Here is a 19283-nt window from a genome sequence, read left to right on the forward strand (position 1 = left end):
CCGGCTGCTGAAGGAGGCGAAACGCGACATCCCGCTGAAACAGATATCTTCGGTGCAGGTAATGTGGCTGGGTCGGATGAAACTATGGATTGCAGTCGGTGGAGAAGTCGTGGTTGGATAGGCTCCCTGGATGAAAACAGTGCTACGGTCATGATCTAGAAGCATCGATAGCCGGCTACCGCAACGTCCGGACTGGTTATCGGAGACTGCGAGGGATGTCAGATGGATCAACCAGGCTGCAGCGGACCGGTGAGAAGACGTGAGTTTATGCGGGTGGGAACGCTTGCACTGGGCGGAATCACGTTGCCGACTCTGCTGCAACTTCGGGCCGGAGCCGGATCTCCGAATTGTGATACCTCGGTGATTTTGTTTTGGATGTGGGGTGGTCCCAGTCAGCTGGAAACGTGGGATATGAAACCTGATGCTCCCAGTGATTATCGAGGGCCGCTGCATCCGATTTCCACCAATGTGCCCGGGATCGATGTCTGCGAATACATGCCGCTGCAGGCACAAATTGCTGAAAAATTTTCGATCATTCGTTCGTTGCATCACGAGATGTCGGCTCACAACGATGGCAGCATTGAGATGCTGACCGGCAAGACTCCCGTGGTTCCGGACCCGACGTCTCAGGCCAGGTCGCAGCATCCTGATTTTGGCATGATTGCCAGTCGACTTCGTGGGGCACGCCGTGATGGAATGCCACAATATGTTGGCGTGCAAAAGGCGCCGTTTATGACCAATCCCGGATATCTGGGTGTTAGTCACCGTGCTTTTGAAACAGGTGACCCGTCCCGACCGAATTTCGCCCCCCCCAATCTGACGCTTGCTGCGGGTGTCAATAATCAGCGACTCGATGATCGCAGGAGTCTGTTACAGCAATTCGATCATTTTCGGGCGGTCCGTGATCAGGCCGGTTACGGAGCAGATAGATTTCGAGATGCGGCGTTCAGTATTTTGACGAGTCCCCGGGTGGCCGACGCTTTTGATTTGAGTAGAGAGTCTCCCAAAGTTCGGGAACGTTACGGACATCACCGCTGGGGGCAAAGCTGTCTGCTGGCCAGGCGGCTTGCTGAGTCCGGAGTGGCCGTAATTAACATCGACGCGACGGCTCCTAATAATACCACAAAGCATTTCAGCTGGGATGACCATGCGGGAGCGTTTCATCTGGATTATGCTCAGCGCGAACGACTGCCGCAGATGGACCAGGCACTGACGGCATTAATCAACGATCTGTTCAGCCGCGGACTGCACCGGAATGTGATGGTCGTTGCCTGCGGTGAATTTGGTCGAACTCCCCGAGTCACTCATGCCGCCAAAAATTTCTCAAATCAAATCGGACTGGGACGAGATCACTGGCCGAATTCGTTCAGTGCACTGATTTCCGGTGGTGGACTGCGGATGGGGCAGGTTGTTGGTCAGACCAGTTCCAAATCCGAATATCCCATGCATGATCCGGTGACGCCCCAGGATCTGCTGGCGACCGTGTACCGACACCTGGGAATCGACTGTGGGCACGAGTTCACAGATTTATCGGGTCGCCCGGTTCCGGTGCTTTCCGGAGGCTCACCGATCTCCCAGTTGTTGTGATCGATTCTGTTGACGATAACGATTGAGACCGAACGGTTCTGCAGAGTGGATTAAGCTGCATAGAAAGCTGTCTTGTCACGGTCAAGTTCGATGCCATGACCGGGCCGATCGGGAGCGATCGCAAATCCGTCCTCGAAGCGAACGGGGTCCACCGCAATTTCATTCCAGATGATGTCGGAAAACTCCATGCAAAGGCATTCCGGCAGGCTCGCGGCAAGGTGAACTCCCAGTTCCAGTACCGTGTTACCCAGTGAAACCGGCACGCCGTAGTCGGCAGCCAGCCACGCGGCGGCACGGGTGGTGCTGACGGAATCATGCACGTTGAGCACATCCACAGCGTTGTGTTCCAGCAGTCGACGTTTGCCGGAATATCCAAGATATTCACCCGTGTTGATCCGAGTGAACGGCAACTCTGTACAGAGTGTGGAATAACCCGCGTAGTCGTCTCGCGTAATCGGATCTTCTATCCAGAAAATGTCGTGTCCGGCATCGTGGTAGGTGTTCAGTCGAATCAGCGTTTCTTTGACGGTCCACGCTTCATTGGCATCAACCATGATTCGAACATCGGCACCCATTACGTCCTTTACAATTGCCAGTCGCCGGAGATCCCATTCGATATCCGGGTGACCGACTTTTGTCTTCACTGCGTTCGTGAACCCCAGTTGGTGAAATCTTTCCAGCTTGCTCCTGAACTGTCGATCGTCGAGGTGAAAATCCAGGGTACTTGCGTATGCCGGAACCCGGGGATTCTCACCACCCAGAATTTTGTACAGGGGTTGATCCTGTTGTTTTGCGATCAGGTCCCACAACGCGGTTTCCACGGCGGTTGTCAGGTATCCACCGCCCACGTTTCCTCCGCGTGGTCGTGTCATTCGCTGAGCCAGACCAATGGGCTGCTCGTCCTTAAGACTCGGCCAGATGCCGTAGTCAAACTGTATGTTGAGATCCGTGAGACTCGCTGTCGGTATTCCCTGCTGAATCTGAAAGCCAACGCCGGACCGGCCGGAGTCCGAATGGAGTTCCACGACCGTCATCCAGTGATCCACAAATCGCACCTGAGAGTCGCCGATCGGTTCTCGCAGGGGCAAATGGAGACGATGAAGTGTGTAATCAGTGATCATCATGGATTTCTTTGCACTGCAAAAGCTGTTCTGAGACGAGTCGCAGCCGGAAACGTGTCGATTGCGGTACGCACCGTTGAATGATTCAGGACTGATGAACTCATTCAGCAGTGCATCGTACCGGGGGTCGGGTGCTGATGTACCTGCCTAAGATGAAAAGAATGCGACCAGTGTCTGGACGCCGAGTGCTGTCATTGTAATGCCTGCAATGAGTGTGACCGCCCACAGGCCTCGATTCATTCTCAGACGCGGCGGCAATCTCGTTGCGTCGGTCCACAGCATTGCGAGACACCACAATCCGCACAATGTTGCTCCACCAATCACCGCACCAAACGTCATTTTACCCAGAACGTTTCCGGCGATCCCTTCGGGCAGCCAGATCATAATGATCCCGCCTCCGAAACAAAATGCCACTGTTCCGTTTTGCCATGCACGAAGATGTCCGGACTGCGTCCACCTGGGCAGCAGTGCCCGCGCACTTTCCACAACGGTGTAGCGATAAATTTCAAATGCACCGTATAAGGTTCCGATGAAAGCCATAAACACGCCGGCTCTGTACAGCCAGCGAAGCTGCGGATGTACCTGAGTGAGAAATGACTCCTGCTGACTCAACAGCATGTTATCGTCGGGAATTTTGTGAGCAGAATGCAGCAGCAGGGCTCCCAGTGCGGCGAAAAGCAGTGTGACCAGAACCACGCTGGTAAACGACACCACGGTGTCCAGCAGTGCAGCCCGTGTCCATGTTCTTGCCCAGGTGACCTGCTGATCGCTGAGAGTCTCCAGCGTTTCGCGGGGAGCTCCTTCGGTGCCGGAGAGTCCCCATTTTTTTTTGCGGAGCATCCCCACGTATCCCAGGTAGTCGTATGTGCCGCCGCCAACGGCACCCAGATACAGTGCCACTTCCAGCCACGGGCTGCGGCCACGAAATCCCTCATACGTTTTTTCAACCCAGGGTTGGTAATCCGGAACGGACGGAACAAACAATCCCGAGAGGAATCCCGTAGACGTTGGCTGGCACATCATGATGGAAATCACAGAACTGAGCACGATGAGACCGATGACAAATGCTGATACGCGTTCCAGCGTTTGCTGACTGGAACTCAGTGCCAGTGCAAGGCATGTTGTGAGAACGGCCGTGGCCCAAAAATTATTCCAGAACTCGAATCCGCCGAACGGACCAACCGCAGTGTCATTGCTGGAAATACCGGTGAGTTCCCTCACATAACCGCCGAGGATCTCTGAGATTGCCGAAAACGCCAGTGGCATTACCATGACGGTGGGCAAAGCGATCAGCAGTGGAAACCATGACGGTGGACCAGGCAGTGATTTCCAGCTGACCATGGGATGTTCACCCGTCAGGGTAATGTGACGTGCTGCCACATAGACCTGCACTCCCTTGAACACTCCGGCAAGCAGAAAACACCACAACAACTGGTATCCAAACACGGCGCCACTGCGTGAAGCCACCACCAGTTCACCGCTGCCGATTGTGACAGACGCAATAATCAATCCGGGGCCGACAAATGTGAGAACGCTCCGGAAGTTAAGCGAACTGAGACGCTGTGGTGGTTCAGGGAATAAGTCATTCGTTTGTGTCAAGATGCCGCCCCAACGGAATACGCCTTCGATTTCATCCTGTATGATAACCCGTGCCGGTCCGGTTTTCGTCCGGTTTGAGCAAAGAGAAGTCGATTGGTCAATGATGAATACAACTCAACGTATCGCTATAGGCGGGATTCTGACGGAGTGCAATCATCTGGGCGGTCTGCCTATCGAAATAGCCGTCTACGAAGATTCCGGGCTGTATCGTGATGATGAAGTTCTGCAGCTGACGTCCAGTGTCGTGGGTGGCATGCTGGCTGAACTTTCCGAAGCAGGTGCTGAACCCGTGCCTCTGATTTATGCGTCGGCATGTGCCGCCGGTCCAATCACTCAGGAGTGCTACAGACAGTTGCGCAGCGAATGGCTCGAGCGGCTCCGTGCCTCACTGCCTGTCGACGGAGTATTGCTGCCACTCCACGGGGCCGCCCTGGCCGAAGGTGTGGATGATCCGGAGGGCGACATGATTGAGGCAGCCCGCCGGCTTGTTGGTCCCGATGTCCCCATCGTGGTTACCCTGGATCTGCACGCTCATGTGACCCAGCAAATGGTCCGTCATGCGGACGGGTTGCTGGCCTGGGAAACCTATCCTCATCATGACCAGTTTTCCACGGGACAGCGGGGCGTGCGTCTGCTGCTGGACATACTTGCCGGTCGTTGCCGTCCGACAATGGCGATGGCGAAGGTACCTGTCCTCACCAGTGCCATTCACGGTTCGACACTGGATGACGACCCGTTTGCGGATCTGATGCGATTCACAAAGTCACTGGAGCAGCGTGACCGTGTGCTTTCCACCAGCCTGTTCCTGCTGCATGCGTATATGGATTGTGAAAATATGGGCAGTGGCGGCTTGGTTATTACTGACGATGACCCGAAACTGGCAGAGAGTCTGGCGACAGAGATTGCACAGCGATACTGGGAACGACGACATGATCTGGAACCGAAAACTGTGTCGCCCAGGGATGCGATCGAAGCTGGAATGAGTATTGATGGTGGCCCGGTGATTCTTGTTGAAACGGCAGATTGTTGTGGAGGCGGAGCAGCCGGAGACAGCATTGCAGCATTGTCAGCGCTGGTGGACAGCGGCACGGATGAATTTTCCATTGTGCCGCTTGTTGATCCGGATGCGGCGGCGGTGTGCCACGCGTCAGGAACAGGGGCGAAAATCTCCCTGGAACTCGGCCACAAGCTCGATCCTCGCTGGGGAAATTCGCGGAAATTCGATGGTGAAATAGAAAGTCTGCTTGACGGCAGGTTTGTTTACACGGGAGGTCAGTGGGAAGGACATCAGGAACACATGGGGCCAACTGCTGTCTTTCGAATCGGAGCCGTTCGGGTTCTTGTGATGAGCCGGGCAACTTACGACTGGGCCGATGAGCAGTTTCGCGCCGCAGATCTCAACCCGGTCGATGCAAAATTTATTGTGGTAAAGAATCCCATGAATTACCGGGTGGCCTATGGGGACGTTGCCAGGCAGGTGATCATACTGGACACGCCTGGTCCAACTCCTCCCACCCTGAAACACGTCCGATACAAAAAAATCAATGGACCTTATTTCCCTGCCAATGCTGAAATTCCAGGACTTCAGCCGACACTTCTGCAGTGACGGGGTTTCATTTGCAGCAGGTCCCAGACTCTTTTTGAACAGCTCCGTGTTCGATCGCGTAACACGAAGATACATAACAGCCAGTATCTGCCGAACTGCAGCGTGGATTAGCGGCCGGGCTCAGGAGTGTTGTCATTTTGGGCCTGAGTTCGCGGGCATGACTGATGATCGCCCCGCCCTGCGGCACAATTCGAATACAAATACAAAGTCAGTCACAGTTGAAAATTGATCACGGGCGGATACGAAGATCGTAAACGAACAGGTGCTCGTGCTCTCGCAGATACAGTCGTTTTCCGGCAATGGCCGGGTGAGCCCATCGTTCCCGGCCTGCCCCGGGGATTTGAAACGATCCTTTGAGTCTGTAACCGTCCCGTGACGCATCGATCAGTGCCATGACACCGTCCTGGTAACGGAAATAAAGGTGTCCATCCGCATAAATGACGGACGCTGACCCGGTTCCCGGACCACGAGTCTTCCAAAGAATTTCTCCTGTTGCGACGTCGATACAGGTTGGCAGTCCGTTGTTGTTGCCGTGGCCACCAAAGATCGAGTCGCCAACAAGCACGAATCCACCGTGCTGATTTTGAAACCTGCCGGCAGCAAGCGAATATTGTTCGTTCACGTCAATTCCGCCAGTCGTGTTTGGCACCAGTCGGATGAGCGCACTTCCGGTGCCGGATCCGATTGAACTGAACACAAGATCTTCCCGTACCACCGGCGTCGAGATGGTGAAACCGTCGAGTCCGTCATAACCGCAGAGAAATGTTCCGTCTGTTGCGTCGATGACTGCCACACCGCGGCCGATGGTAACGATATAGATTCGCCTGCCGGCAATCTCAGTGACCAGAGGTGAGGCGAAGCACGGTTCGTCGCGAGTGGAAGTACCGAAGTCAGGCAGAGGTTGTTCCCAGATCAGGTTCCCGCTTTGCATGTCCAGGGCGACGATGCCTGTTTGCTGACCACCGGGTGTGCAGATCAGTCGTCCCCGATCAACCAGCGGTGTTTCCGCGAATCCCCGTCCCTGCGGCGGCCTGCCGCCGAAATCGTCGACGTAATGGCGACTCCACACCTGATCGCCGGTTGTCGCGTCCAGACACCGGAGTGCGCCGTCAGGATCCAGCGCGAAGACGAGTCCGGAATCGACGATAGGGGTCGACATCGCGTTCCTGTCGGTCCTGCCGACGGAGCGTTTCCAGAGTAAACTTCCGTCGCTGACCGCCAGAGCAATGACAAAGACCTCGGACGGTTGGTCCTCGCTTTGAACAGTCGCTCTACCAATCGTATAAATTGCTCCATCGGCAACGGCGACCGATGCCCAGCCTTTCCCGACTGTTGAGACGCTCCACGCCAGCGGCGGTCCATCGGTGCTCCATGAAGAGAGTAGTCCGGTCTCGTTTGATTGACCGTTTCGATTGGGACCACGCCATCCGGGCCAGGATCCGTCGCGTTCGATCGGTGTCGTATTACCGCGATTTACCACGGCCGGCGAGCTTAGATCTTCACCCTCCCGACGCAGTGTCCGAAGTTTTGGCAGTGCCGTTTTCAGTTCCCGGACGCCGGCGGCGGTGACTCGAGCCCCCACGAGGCTCAGAGACTCGAGTGTTTGGAGACGAGAGATCGTCTTCAGACCTTCGTCCGTGACAACGGGCTTACTGAAGCCCGCGTGCGAATCGATCGAAAGCTTTTCCAGCTGTGGGAGGTTGGCGAGGTGGACGAGCCCTGGATCGGTCACTTTTGTGAGGCTGAGATCGAGCTCTCTCAGTTCGACGAGCGCAGCGAGGTGAACGAGTGCGTCGTCGTCGATTGCTGTTGCGAACAGATCGAGGACCTCCAGTCGTTTGAGCGGAGCAATGTTTCGTACGATTTTTCCGGTGAAGCGATTGCGGAATCCTGTCTGGCGGAGACTTAACGCCTGCAGCCCGCTTAGCTTCGTTAGATGGACAAGTCCGTCACCGGTCAGTGACCCACAGAATTCCACGCTGAGCGCGGTCAGTTGGTCCAAAGAGGAGATTGTGGCGAGACCCTTGTTGTCCAGTTCTGTGTTGGACACGTCCAGAAGCCGGAGATTGCGAAGACCCCGCAGGTGGTCCAGTCCGGATCCGGTGACTGGTGTACCTCCCAGAGCGACAGCGCGAAGCTCCCTGAGGGGCGTGAGGGCAGCGAGTCCGTCATCTGAAATCTGAGCGTCGGTGATATGCAGTTCCTGCAGCGAGCGTAGTTTGCCGACGGTGCTGAGCCATGTATCCGTGATCTGTCGGCCCTTGAGAATCAGTGTTTGCAGGTTATTGAGTTTTTCCAGGTGCGCAAGTCCGGCTGCTGAGACTTGGGTGAAACTGAGGTCAAGCGTGCGCAGATACTGAAGTCGGCTGACATGTTCCAGTGCCGCATCGTCGATGGTGGTTCCCGACAGGTCGAGAAACTCCAGTTCCGGAATCTGATGCAGGGATTCCAATGCTGCAGAGTCAATTGGTGTGTTTGTGAGGACGAGGCCCCGGAGCCGGGGAACCTCGTTAAAACTGGTCCGGATTCCTACAGTAAAATGCCCGTTCCGCCCGACATGATGTGCGTCAAGAATGATGACTTGACCATCTCCGGGCCCCTGCATCAGTTGCTCAGCTGCGATTCGTGAGAGACTGCGCCACCGGGCGGTTACCTGTTCCGTCCGCATGTCAGTGAACTTTGCCATGCGGACACCATCCGGGCCGCGACTTTCTTCAGAAGCATAAGTGCAGTCCGACAAGGTGACTACAAACATGATGACGAACAGTGCGTATGAACCAGCTCGCTGATTCATATTTGTTAAGTCAGAAGTCAACTGCACGAGATCTCCCTGTTTGAATTCCGCGAGCTGAGCTCAGTCTTCCGAAAGTCGAAAGCTCTGATAGGGTGTTTCCGATGCCGGTCCGTCACTGGCCCACATCGTACGTGATGTCAGATCGAGCACGATTGAGGCGAGTGTCTGAATCCGTGTAGGCGAATCCGGCTGGGAAAGGTCCACAAGCTGACAAATTGAATGTGTTGACGAGCTGCGGTCGGCAAGCCACTCCTGGACCAGTTCCGGCGTGACGGCATTCGGGTTCTTTGTTAGCTCAGTCCAGCGCTCACCGCGCACCAGACTGTTTTCGAACTCAGTGGGTTCGTCGACTTCGCGGCAGTGGTTGGTGTGCCAGTAGACTTCGTTGTGAGCCAGGTCACGGCGTGCGACCTTATGCGGGGCATATTCAAAATTAGCGGCGTCTCCTGATGAGTCAGCAAGGAGACAATTGACGGTTGCTCGTGGAGCGAAGTTTTCCAAAACCTGACAGGCTGCAGAAAGCGTCTGTGCCTGCAGAGCGACTCGTCCCAAAGCAACGAACAACTGGTCTCCCACGCTGGTCTTTTCCTCGCAATTCAATCCGGCGGCCACCACTCCGATTCCGTGTTCGTTAAAACCATACTTACCCGGTTGTCCGCATTCCGTAATCATAATGTGGTCGGGGAGATCGTCGCAGTGTGCTTTGACGATTGCCCGGAAGTCCATGACCTCGGGGCGCCAGTCCCAGCTTTGCCCAAGCAAACAGTGACCGGTTGCTGAATGTTCGGGGCCCACGTAAACATTGGAGCATTCTCCCAGCGCGTACTCTTCAAACGTGATTTCGTAACGGGCTGAGATCGAAAAAATATCCTCGAGTGTTTGTCCGGAACCCGCGGCAATGCCTTCATATTCTGTGATCAGCTCTTTACTGAGCCGCGATGTTGGCTCGATGAACAGGGCGGACCGGCGTCGAACCTCTGTGCGATCAAAACCGAGCTGCTTCCGAAAAAAAGAACCGTAAAATTCAATCGCGCGTTCGATCGGCTTTCTCAGCGTGCGGCCGTACTGTTCGCCACGCTCTCTGCTTGTGCCTCGCAGTTCAACGACGTGAAACGGTGCCATGTTGTTACCTGTTTATGCTTTGCCTGCAGCAATGACCGCCAGCGTACGTGTCATTTCGTTGTGTACGATCTGCAGGCCTTCGTCGATCCCCATGCCAGGTCGAGCCAGCACCCACGCCGGTTTAACGGCCAGTGCCAGGTGGGCCATCATGCGTCCCGACTGATCGGTGTCAGTACAGGAGCCACCCAGAATTGGGCGCACGCCTCCGGCCAGACAGTCCAGTATTGCCTGCCCGGCATTTGTGATGGCTCCAAGATCCGGGCTTTTCACATTGACCATGTCGGTCGCGCCGGCGGCGATGAATGCGCGGATGTCGTCAAGATCATTTGCCCATTCGTCAACGATCAGCGGTACCTGGACGCCACGTTTTTTCAGGGCCTCACGCAGTGCGCTGAAGAGTTCGATCTGTGCGTCGCGGCTGCTCATTAAAACGGGCGTTTCAAGGCACAGGCGGTACGGTCCGGCTGCGTCGTGAAGCGAAGCGATATAGTCAGCCATGCGATCGACCTGCTGTTCAAATGCGACGCCGATCATTCCATAGACATCGATGTGAAATTCGGGCAGGTAATCATCGCTGCCATATTTGGCAATGCGTTTCACAATCCAGCTGATGTAGTCATGTAATCGTTCGCCGTTCGCTCCAAGTACCTCCATGTCGTTGATGAGACCGTGAGGTAACACATCGGCTCTCTTGAGGATCGCTTTGTCGACACCCGTGTCACGTTCTTCACCGCACTGGACGTTGATGGGAATCATGCGGTCGGAGACAGAGACCCCAAAGTACGCGGCCAGTACTTCTGCCGGAGTCTTTGCTTCGTTGACTGCAGCGGCCTGGACAAGAGCCTGTGTTGCTCCGTAGAAAGCCGCTGCACGATGAAGTCCTCCGTCGAACGTCTGTGCTTCCAGCTCAGCGCACATCTCCGTGAAAGTTTTGACGGGTCGGCCCTCGAGATAGTTACAGACATCCTGCACGAACGGAATTTGTTCTTTGACAGAAAATCGTCCGGTACGGCCGCCGGCAGCCGAGTAGGCAACACTCATTCCGTCACCGACTGTGATTCCACCGTTGTCCAGGATCAGGATGATCGAGAACGCCTCACTGGGCTGGCGGATAGATGTGAAGCCTTGGGCCTGAGGTTGTCCCTCATAGAAATAGCCGTCCCGCTGAGCGCCCGCGCGGATTTCATCGAGGTCTTCGTTGTAGTGACCTCCCCGAGCCGGAACGACAATAGCTTTGGTGATCTGCATGGATTCTCACTCCGTCGGAAGTTCGTGGACAAGTCGCCCGGACTTGAAGACTTTGGCCGGCTTCCGCAGACGGTTCAGATCGTCAAGGGGATTGGCATCGAGCAGTGTGAGATCGGCGCGATAACCCTCCCTGACTGCTCCGACTTTCGGGATGTTCAGAAATCGGGCACCGTCGCTTGTTACGGTGCGTAACGCCTCGGCTGTCGAAAGGCCTGCTTCCGTGTAGGCAATGATTTCGTCAACCAGTGAGTCAAAGTAGGTATCAGTCGCACCACAGTCGGTACCGCCGATAATTTTGAGACCCAGCCGATGGAAATGCGCTGTGTTGGTGAGCCGACCTTCCAGCCGTTCGACGGCAGCCACGTCTCCGGAATTGTGTGCCCTGCCCGCTTTTTGAAAACGTTTGGCTGTCTGGAGTGCACTGAACACCGTTGGACTTGCCACAATTCCGTGGTCTCGAATCCGCAATGTGATTTCTTCGTCGTATCGGTAACGTCCAGGCGGTTCGACAAAATTGATATGTTCGATCATGTCCAGATTGGCCTGAATTGCGCGTTCGATACTCTCGGTTGCGTGACAGTGGGCTGTAATCTGTATTCCGTTGGCGTGTGCAACGTCCGAGGCCTCACGCATCAGTTCCAGAGGCAGATCGGCTTCGTGTGGCACGGTACCGGGGGTCAACCCGCCACCGGAAGCCATCAGTTTCACAAAACCGGCCCCCTGTTCCAGATGCCATTCGATCAGCTGACGAACTTCTTCCACGGTCGTGACTTCGCCGCCACCCATCCAGTGGCAGTGACCGCCGGGTCGCATGAGGGCGAAGCCGCAGCTGATAATATGTGGTCCGAGCACATCGCCACTTTCGACCTGACGCTGGAACTCGAACATAAGAGGCGCCGGTGCTGCCATGTCACGCATTGTGGTGATGCCAGATTCGATGGCGACACGGGCGTTGTGTTTGGCCCATTGAATGCGGATTTCGTCGGAAACCTCCAGATAGGAAGTGCGCGGAGCATTTCCACAGTCCAGAAAGAAATGGACGTGACAATCGATCAGGCCGGGGCACAGGTAGAGATCAGAAGCATCGATTTCCGCCAGATTGTTCTCTTGCGGAGATTCGTCCACGGATGCAATCACGCCCTGTTCGACGACGACCGATTGTCGCACGATTGTGCCCTGTTCAACGTCAACGACATTGGCGTTACGGAAGCAGAGACTCTCAGTATTCATGATTTGCTTTCCGCAGCACTTCCCAGGATTTCGTTCCGAACCTCAGCCGCCCCGGCTACCAGTGACTGCATTTTTTGCAGTGCGATGTGACGGGGACAATGATTCAATCCGCAGTCCGGTGTAATGATCAGATTTTCGGCAGACGCATACTGCAGAGCGCCGCGGATGGCGGTGGCGACATCTTGCGGGGTCTCCACGAAGTACGATTTCACGTCAATGACCCCGAAACCGATCTTTTGATCCGGGCGAAAATGTTGAAGCAGTTCAATCTGCGAAAACTCACGGTTGGCAAATTCCAGGTTGAACTGATCGCAGTTTGCTTCCAGAATCAACGGGAACAACTGTGCATAGTCGCGACGGTCCCGCGCGCGGCCCTTAAAGTTGCCGAAGCACAGGTGGAGCCCGACTCTCGCTGCCACTCCTTCGCGAGTACGGTTGAAAAGGTTCACCAGGCGTTTGACGTCCTCACCGGAAGTGGCATAGCGTGGCTCGTCGATCTGCAAAGACGTTGCCCCGGCCGCCACCAGAGCTTTCATCTCCGCGTTCACAATTTGGGCCATGTCTTCCAGAAGCTCATCCTCGTTTGCATACCCGTTGATTATCTGTAACGGCAGGGCAAGGGTCATCGGGCCGGGAACGCAGACCTTGACCGGTTCTTGTGTGATTGATCGGAGGAACACAAGTTCTTCGACGATACCAAGTCCCTGAGGAGCGGTGACCCTGTCAATTACTTCGTGCAGTGGGTTTTGATCATAGCCTGCCGCACCGAAACGCCGCTTCGGCGGGAGCGTACGCAGACCCGTAAAACGACCGTAGAAGTTCTGGATGAAGTCGCGACGGCGCATTTCGCCGTCCGTAAGGACGTCGAGTCCCGCGGTCTGTTGATCGAGTACCGCCAGTCGCACTGCGTCGTCGAGTGTTTCTCGCAGATCTGTTTCCCCCAGATCTGCGTGGCGTTCCAGCGCGATGGACAACCAGCCAGGCAGCGCGTAGCTGCCGATGAGTTCTGTGCGAAGAATTTCAGCCATTACTCCGTCCTTTCCAGACACTGTTTACGCTGAATCACCAGATTTTGGCTGAGTATTCTGTGCATGTGAGCCCCTTCCTTTGACGTTGATCCGACATCATGACGGAATCACGGATCAACCTCAACGCACAGACGGGGCTGACTTTTTCTATACGTCTGGTGTCATCATTCCGATTCGTTATCTGGTTCAGACGCAGAACACAGCAATGCATTCTGCCAGGACAATTGACAGTGTTCCCGCTGAGTTTTCCGAGGGCATTTGTAAGATTGGCAAATGCGGCCGGTTGCTGGTGTTCGGTCGGACAATTTGGAGTGATTGTCCGTGACGTTCGAAGGATAACATCGTCGTGCGGGCAGCAGGACCCATATCATCGTGGTTTCCGTAACTGTTGTCACACACCGGCTGGTGGTCTGGATTACGCGTCAGAATGGAGTCTTCCGGCCCGATCATGAAACGATAAACATCCAGGCGGTTACCGGAGTTGTGGTGCTCCATAATGTTCTTGAAAATGTACTGACGATCCTGGAAAATCAGCCCCAACGATCCCGGCCGGATCAATTTTCCTATCGATACAGGAGTCTGTTTTGTTCCATCGGCGTTCGATCCTGAAAGCCGGGAGTGTGGGGCTGTTCGGGCTGTCGTTGCCGGAACTGCTTCGACTGCGTCAAGCGGCTGCCTCGACTGTGCCGTCCGGAACGTTTGGCGGGGCGAAGTCCTGTATCCTGTTGTTTATGTGGGGTGGACCGGCGCATCAGGACACCTGGGACCTCAAACCGCAGGCGCCCGCAGAAATACGCGGTGAATTTAAGCCAATTCCGACGCGTGTCCCGGGTATTCAAATCAGCGAGCATTTTCCAATGCTCGCGAGTCGGACGGACAAACTCACAGTCATTCGCTCGATGACGCATGGAGAACTTGACCACGCCAGAGCGCCGCACGTCATGCTGACAGGTCAGCTTCCGCCGTCCAGCGGAGACTTTGCCGACGACTGGCCACCTCTGGGATCAGTGATGGCGAAGGCCGGACACAGCGACGGGGCGATGCCACCCTTCGTGTCCTTGCGGCCGAAACTCGATAACAACGTACCTCAGTTCATTGAGACCAGTCACGGACAGTCGGGCGGATGGTTGGGGCGCGGCTACGCTCCAATGATGATCGAAGCGGATCCAAACGGACCCGACTACCGGGTCGGTGGTGATTACGACCTGCATCCCGAGATCACTGTGTCCCGCCTGGACGGGAGGCGTCAGTTGCTGGAGTCTCTCAAGGTACGACTGCAGCAGCACAGTGAATCGTCGATCGCGACCATGGATCGGTATTATCGGCGAGCGTTTGAAATATTGAGTGACGCAACGGCGTCGGATGCGTTTGATCTCGAACTTGAATCCGATGACATCCGAGACCGCTATGGAAAGAATCCGCACGGGCAGACGGTACTGCAGGCGCGACGACTGGTCGAGCGAGGAGTGCCGTTGGTAACCGTCTTTTGGCCCAACGACGGAACAGTCGATCCTCCCAGTCTGTTCTGGGATACACACCGTCGCAACTTTGTCGACCTTAAGCAGCGGCTTATGCCTGTGGCCGATCGTGCCTTCTCTACGCTGCTGGACGATCTGCAGGAGCGTGGACTGCTGGACGAAACCCTGGTGGTCTGGACCGGTGAGTTCGGTCGTACGCCGAGAATCGGGCAATTCACCAACAACGCCGGGACGGGGGCAGACGGCCGGGACCACTGGCCGTTTTGTTTTACCAGTGTACTTGCAGGTGGCGGTACCCGGGACGGGTTTGTGTACGGTTCTTCGGATCGATACGCGGCCTATCCTGCTTCGGACGAGGTGTCGCCGGTTGATCTGATGGCGACCGTGCATCACCTGCTGGGACTTCCGCCGAAATTGAAGCTGCGTGATGTGCAGGGTCGACCGCGGGTTGTGTGTCCAGGTGAAGTTGTCCCAGGGTTAATGACATAGCAGTGTGCAAAGATTCGGTCAGGAGTCTCTCATACACTTAGTCCAACCTGGTTTTTATGGATGAGATCCACTAACACAGCTTGCGGTGGGATCTGTATTCTTATTTTCCTGGCTGGTCCATCGTTTGATTCAGCTTCAGTTGGCAGGAACTTCGGAAGTACACAATGCGAAAGCCAAATTCTCAGGAGATGCCCGATGAAGAAATTCTCAGAGATCCGCCTGGGATTCTGACCAGGTTTCGGGTCACCGCTGGTCTGCTGGCTGGTTTGCGCTGGCGAGATATGACGTCAGCGCGGGAGTTTATGTCTCTTCGATACGCGGAGCATCCATGGCCGGTACGAATCATCAGGCTGATTCTGTGGTCTCTGCATGTTATGTGGTATGAGGTTCCCGATTCTCTTCCCTGGGTCACAATGGATCCCGATATTTCGCACACGCCGTACTGGCTTACGATTAAGAATCCACTTGAGAACCATCCATGGGCGAATGATCCACAGGCCCGACTGCCCGAAACGGCCCCTGTGGTTGTCGTGGGGGCAGGCTTTGGGGGCGCGGCCGTTGCCTGGCACTGGTCAAAATATGGATCCGAGCCGCTGGTGGTGCTCGAACGCAACGAAGCGGCGAGCGGGGCTGCCGGACGCAACGGCGGCATTGTGGTAATGGCCGGCGGAACCTGTCACGGGTACTATGTGTATCAGCCCGTTCTCAGGTACCTCCGGGAAAGACATCCTCAAATGTCACCGGAGGAACGCGAGGCACGGGCCACCGCTTTCGCCGACACCTACGTGACGGCCGTTCAGGCCAGTCATGAAATGATTGCCCACACGATTGAGTCCGAGAGTATCGATTGTGATTACGCGCGAAATGGCTGGATGTTCTTCACTGATCCGCATGCGCAGCCGAATCTTGAGGCGTCCTTTGAGTTTGCCCGACGTATGGGCCATTCCGACTGGGTACGCCACTCTCCGGAGCAGGTCCGGGCACGCAGCGGTGTGAAGACAACCCTGGACGGTGCGGAGTCTGAGGGCAGCGCCACCTGGCACCCGGCCAAATGGGTCTGGGGGCTTCTGACGGCTGCTTTGAGAAGTCCGAACGTCGACCTGTTCACACGTACCGTAGTCCAGTCAGTTCAACGCGACGGTTCTTTCTACCTGGTCCGTACCAACCGCGGTACGATCCGAACGCCGCACGTGGTCAATGCTACCGAATCTCATACGCCGTCCGTCTTCAAAGAGTTCCTCTCACCATTTCCCGACCTGATTACACCGTATCGGGAGCAGGGGATGCATGCACAAGGTGGTCCTTCGTCGATGACACCGCGGATTGGCGTGAGTGGACCGCTGGGCTGGTTTTCCCGAGTGGCTGCCGGCGGAATCGTGTTTGGTTCCGACCATACTCCGGTAAGAAAGCAGCAGATCGGCGGCAATGATCCCTCACGTTTCATAACGCGTTATGAAAGTGCAGCGATTGGCAAACACTGGGATCCCGCTCCGCTGCACGTCACTCATGAATGGACCGGTACGACTTCGACGACACCGGATAAATATCCGGTTGTGGGCCTGCTCGACTCCTGCGGGCTGTACATGCTGGGGGGCTTTGCCGGCGCCGGATCGGCTGTTTCGTTTAATGCCGGACAGACAATTGTCAACCTGATCCTGGGAAGACCGTGTCAGCCGGACTACCATCCGGAGCAGTTCTTTTCTCCCTTCCGGTTCACCGATCCGGATCGTTACGGCAGAAGTCCGGAGTGAGTGCTAGAACTGTCGACTGAGTTTCACCGGCCAGGTTTGGGACGGAAGTTTCCAGCAGAAATTCCATACGCCAGGTCAGACGTGCGACTGCCGGAAAATTGTCCTCCCAACAGATCACCGAAAGGGAGCAGTACCTGGCTCTGCTGTGATAAATTTTCATCTGCTTGCATAAATACGGCCGGTCATTCGGGATTTCGAGGTAGTGGCAAATCCACGACTTTTCCTGATGCCGCGGACTGGTAAACGGCCAAAAGAATTTCGGTGGCCGCCGCCGCGATGTCTGCTGAGATGTTGCTCTGGCGACCGGTTTCGATGCAGTCCAGAAACCACGCAGCATCACGATTTGTCTGCTCTGGTGGTGTGATCCACGTTTGTCGAGGTTGTGGAATGAATTGATCCTCTCTTGGGGCCCCGCCCCACATACCCATCGGATCTTCAGGGTCACGTTCCGGCGGGACCCAGGGATCTGCATCTGCCCACACTGAGACACGGGGGCGATGTGCGTCTACCACTGATGTCTGCCTGGTTCCCACCAGGCAGGTACGGTCGAATCCGCCACCTGGATTTGACTGCCAGCCAGTGCGCCCTGCTGAAATTGTGGCCACCACACCATCGTCCAGTTCCAGCAACATCTGACCGAAATCTTCCATGTCGTTTGTCTGGTGTTCCCCAAAGAAATAGTTTCCGGTGGTAGCACAGACGCGTCGTACTGATCTGTTCTGTGAACTCAGCAGTGATACCAGTGAGTACACTCCTACGTTTGTCAGCTCGCGTTTCGATTCCACGAGTTCATATCGTGTTGGTGCCGGGTTTTCGTGTCGCCGATTTTCCAGGGCTGCCGTACCAGCGGGGCCTTTGGCAAAACACAGGTCTGCATGGAACGCTCTCAGGTCACCCAGCCGGTCGGACCGGAGTTCTCGCTGCAGCCGATCTGCTGTGTTAGTGTGTGAGAAGCTCCACATGTGACTGACAACGCCGGATTCGCGCACCGCTTTCCGGATGGCCTCGGCTTCTTCGAGTGTGGCGGCAAGTGGCTTGTCCAGATACAGGTGTTTTCCTGCGCGTGCTGCATCCACAATAATACCGGCCCGTCGAAATGGTTCCGCACAAACACTGACGATGTGCACATCATCGCGCCGAATCGCATCGTGAAGATCGGGCAGCAGCGGAATACCCAGTCGTTCGGCCAGTTGCTGATTGAGTCGCCGGCGACGAGGTGGCAGGTCGGGTTCGTCCGTCAGGCCGATCAGCCGGCATCGATCATCATTCGCCAGACTGACAGCGTACTGGGCCTGATGAGTGTGATCACCGGAAACCAGTAATACACCGTACGGTGGTTTCTGAGCCGTGAGCTCAGCTGGCTCTGCCATACCTGCATGTCTCTGGTCAGGTCGTATGCGATGCGATTTGTCTGCAGCGGGCGGAGACGATCCGGAACCACTTGTCAGTACCGAACATCCGGAACGCAGCGATGTCTGCAGCTGTTGGCAAAGAGATTTTTCAACGTCCGTCAGGTCCGATTCCTGCTGCCAGTCGGACTGAACGCCACGTTCGTGTTCCCAGGAAAGAATACCGTGATTGCCCCACACGACGAGTTCGAGCAAGGGATCAGTCGCGGCGCAGCAACCCACCGAGACCAGGGCGGACTGACCGTTTTCGAAAAGCGTTAGGGTACTTACATTCCCCGCTTCGACACTCCCGAACGCTGTTATGCGCTGAGGACGACTGTCAAACCAGGTTGTCATCGCGCTGAGCACCCGAGTCATCAGCCATTCGATTTGCCCGTGATCGGCGTCCATGTGAGCCGTAACACGGGCGGCGACGGGTTGCCCGACCTGCCCGGTTTGTAATGCCGCCTGTACAGTCTTTGATGCAGCGTCGAACGCATTCATCGTTCTGTCTCCATTTTTTATTGGTTGTTGGGTTGCTGGTCTTCAACAACAGGAATTGTTGAATTGAACGGCAGCCAGCTAATCGCACAGAGGAGGTACGTGACCGCACCTGTAACAAACACCAGTGGCCAGCCCGCAAATTCCGCGATAAACCCAAATAAGGCAGGAGCCAGCACCACCCCGATTGTTCCCATGGCGTTGTTGAATGCAAATACAGTTGCCGTAGCACGTCCGCCGATGTCGGTCACCGCTCCCCATGTCGTGGAAAGACTCCAGTCCGAGAAGAATTTTACGAAAAACAGCATTGTGCAGAATTTGTACGGGTCGTCGTACCAAAA

At 55.8% G+C, this 19283-nt stretch carries 13 protein-coding genes; 4 read left to right on the forward strand and 9 right to left on the reverse strand.

All coding sequences use genetic code 11. The features are described from left to right. Positions 1-222: 222 nt before the first annotated feature. A complete protein-coding gene (locus tag MK110_18765; GenBank protein MCH2213347.1) occupies positions 223-1587 on the forward strand; it encodes a DUF1501 domain-containing protein in 1365 nt (454 codons plus the stop codon). Positions 1588-1637: 50 nt separating this feature from the next. On the opposite strand, the gene MK110_18770 is transcribed toward MK110_18765, so the two are convergent. Both MK110_18770 and MK110_18775 read right to left on the reverse strand, forming a co-directional pair. After that, the gene (locus MK110_18770) at positions 1638-2708 is read right to left on the reverse strand and encodes a mandelate racemase/muconate lactonizing enzyme family protein (GenBank protein ID MCH2213348.1); all 1071 of its coding nucleotides are present in this window, start codon (positions 2706-2708) and stop codon (positions 1638-1640) included. A 147-nt stretch (positions 2709-2855) separates the two neighbouring features. Next, a complete protein-coding gene (locus MK110_18775; GenBank protein ID MCH2213349.1) occupies positions 2856-4307 on the reverse strand; it encodes an Nramp family divalent metal transporter in 1452 nt (483 codons plus the stop codon). A gap of 103 nt (positions 4308-4410) precedes the next feature. Here MK110_18775 and MK110_18780 point away from each other — a divergent pair, with 103 nt between their 5' ends. After that, the gene (locus MK110_18780) at positions 4411-5913 is read left to right on the forward strand and encodes a M81 family metallopeptidase (protein ID MCH2213350.1); all 1503 of its coding nucleotides are present in this window, start codon (positions 4411-4413) and stop codon (positions 5911-5913) included. Positions 5914-6142: 229 nt separating this feature from the next. Here MK110_18780 and MK110_18785 read toward each other — a convergent pair whose 3' ends face one another. From MK110_18785 to MK110_18805, 5 genes are read right to left on the reverse strand one after another with little or no spacing between them, the layout of a single operon-like run. Beyond that, on the reverse strand, positions 6143-8734 hold the full coding sequence (locus MK110_18785) for a PQQ-binding-like beta-propeller repeat protein (protein MCH2213351.1): 2592 nt from the start codon (positions 8732-8734) through the stop codon (positions 6143-6145). A 33-nt stretch (positions 8735-8767) separates the two neighbouring features. Further along, complete coding sequence (locus tag MK110_18790) at positions 8768-9829, reverse strand: C45 family peptidase (GenBank protein MCH2213352.1); 1062 nt, start codon at positions 9827-9829, stop codon at positions 8768-8770. Between the two features lie 12 nt (positions 9830-9841). Beyond that, complete coding sequence (locus tag MK110_18795) at positions 9842-11077, reverse strand: methylaspartate ammonia-lyase (protein ID MCH2213353.1); 1236 nt, start codon at positions 11075-11077, stop codon at positions 9842-9844. Positions 11078-11083: 6 nt separating this feature from the next. Beyond that, positions 11084-12307 carry an amidohydrolase family protein gene (locus tag MK110_18800; GenBank protein ID MCH2213354.1) on the reverse strand — a complete coding sequence of 408 codons (1224 nt, stop codon included), beginning with the start codon at positions 12305-12307 and terminating at the stop codon, positions 11084-11086. After that, the gene (locus MK110_18805; protein MCH2213355.1) at positions 12304-13335 is read right to left on the reverse strand and encodes a hypothetical protein; all 1032 of its coding nucleotides are present in this window, start codon (positions 13333-13335) and stop codon (positions 12304-12306) included. The genes MK110_18800 and MK110_18805 overlap by 4 nt, the downstream gene beginning before the upstream one ends. Before the next feature lie 584 nt (positions 13336-13919). On the opposite strand from MK110_18805, the gene MK110_18810 reads away from it, so the two are divergent. Both MK110_18810 and MK110_18815 read left to right on the forward strand, forming a co-directional pair. Further along, on the forward strand, positions 13920-15302 hold the full coding sequence (locus MK110_18810; protein MCH2213356.1) for a DUF1501 domain-containing protein: 1383 nt from the start codon (positions 13920-13922) through the stop codon (positions 15300-15302). Positions 15303-15466: 164 nt separating this feature from the next. Continuing rightward, the gene (locus tag MK110_18815) at positions 15467-17053 is read left to right on the forward strand and encodes an FAD-binding oxidoreductase (protein ID MCH2213357.1); all 1587 of its coding nucleotides are present in this window, start codon (positions 15467-15469) and stop codon (positions 17051-17053) included. 182 nt (positions 17054-17235) lie between these two features. On the opposite strand, the gene MK110_18820 is transcribed toward MK110_18815, so the two are convergent. Both MK110_18820 and MK110_18825 read right to left on the reverse strand, forming a co-directional pair. Continuing rightward, positions 17236-18945 (reverse strand): Gfo/Idh/MocA family oxidoreductase, encoded by a 1710-nt coding sequence (locus MK110_18820; protein ID MCH2213358.1) that lies wholly within the window; start codon positions 18943-18945, stop codon positions 17236-17238. Between the two features lie 17 nt (positions 18946-18962). Further along, positions 18963-19283 (reverse strand): hypothetical protein (locus MK110_18825; protein MCH2213359.1); only part of this gene is annotated, 321 nt, incomplete at its 5' end.

Origin of the sequence: Fuerstiella sp., from assembly GCA_022447225.1 — a bacterium.
GTDB lineage: Bacteria > Planctomycetota > Planctomycetia > Planctomycetales > Planctomycetaceae > S139-18.

Bases quoted from the DNA above. Each gene is read 5' to 3' on its own strand.
- MK110_18780 (MCH2213350.1), top strand. From the start codon at position 4,411: ATGAATACAACTCAACGTATCGCTATAGGCGGGATTCTGACGGAGTGC.
- MK110_18805 (MCH2213355.1), bottom strand. From the start codon at position 13,335: ATGGCTGAAATTCTTCGCACAGAACTCATCGGCAGCTACGCGCTGCCT.
- MK110_18790 (MCH2213352.1), bottom strand. From the start codon at position 9,829: ATGGCACCGTTTCACGTCGTTGAACTGCGAGGCACAAGCAGAGAGCGT.
- MK110_18815 (MCH2213357.1), top strand. From the start codon at position 15,467: ATGCGAAAGCCAAATTCTCAGGAGATGCCCGATGAAGAAATTCTCAGA.
- MK110_18820 (MCH2213358.1), bottom strand. From the start codon at position 18,945: ATGAATGCGTTCGACGCTGCATCAAAGACTGTACAGGCGGCATTACAA.
- MK110_18765 (MCH2213347.1), top strand. From the start codon at position 223: ATGGATCAACCAGGCTGCAGCGGACCGGTGAGAAGACGTGAGTTTATG.
- MK110_18795 (MCH2213353.1), bottom strand. From the start codon at position 11,077: ATGCAGATCACCAAAGCTATTGTCGTTCCGGCTCGGGGAGGTCACTAC.
- MK110_18800 (MCH2213354.1), bottom strand. From the start codon at position 12,307: ATGAATACTGAGAGTCTCTGCTTCCGTAACGCCAATGTCGTTGACGTT.
- MK110_18770 (MCH2213348.1), bottom strand. From the start codon at position 2,708: ATGATCACTGATTACACACTTCATCGTCTCCATTTGCCCCTGCGAGAA.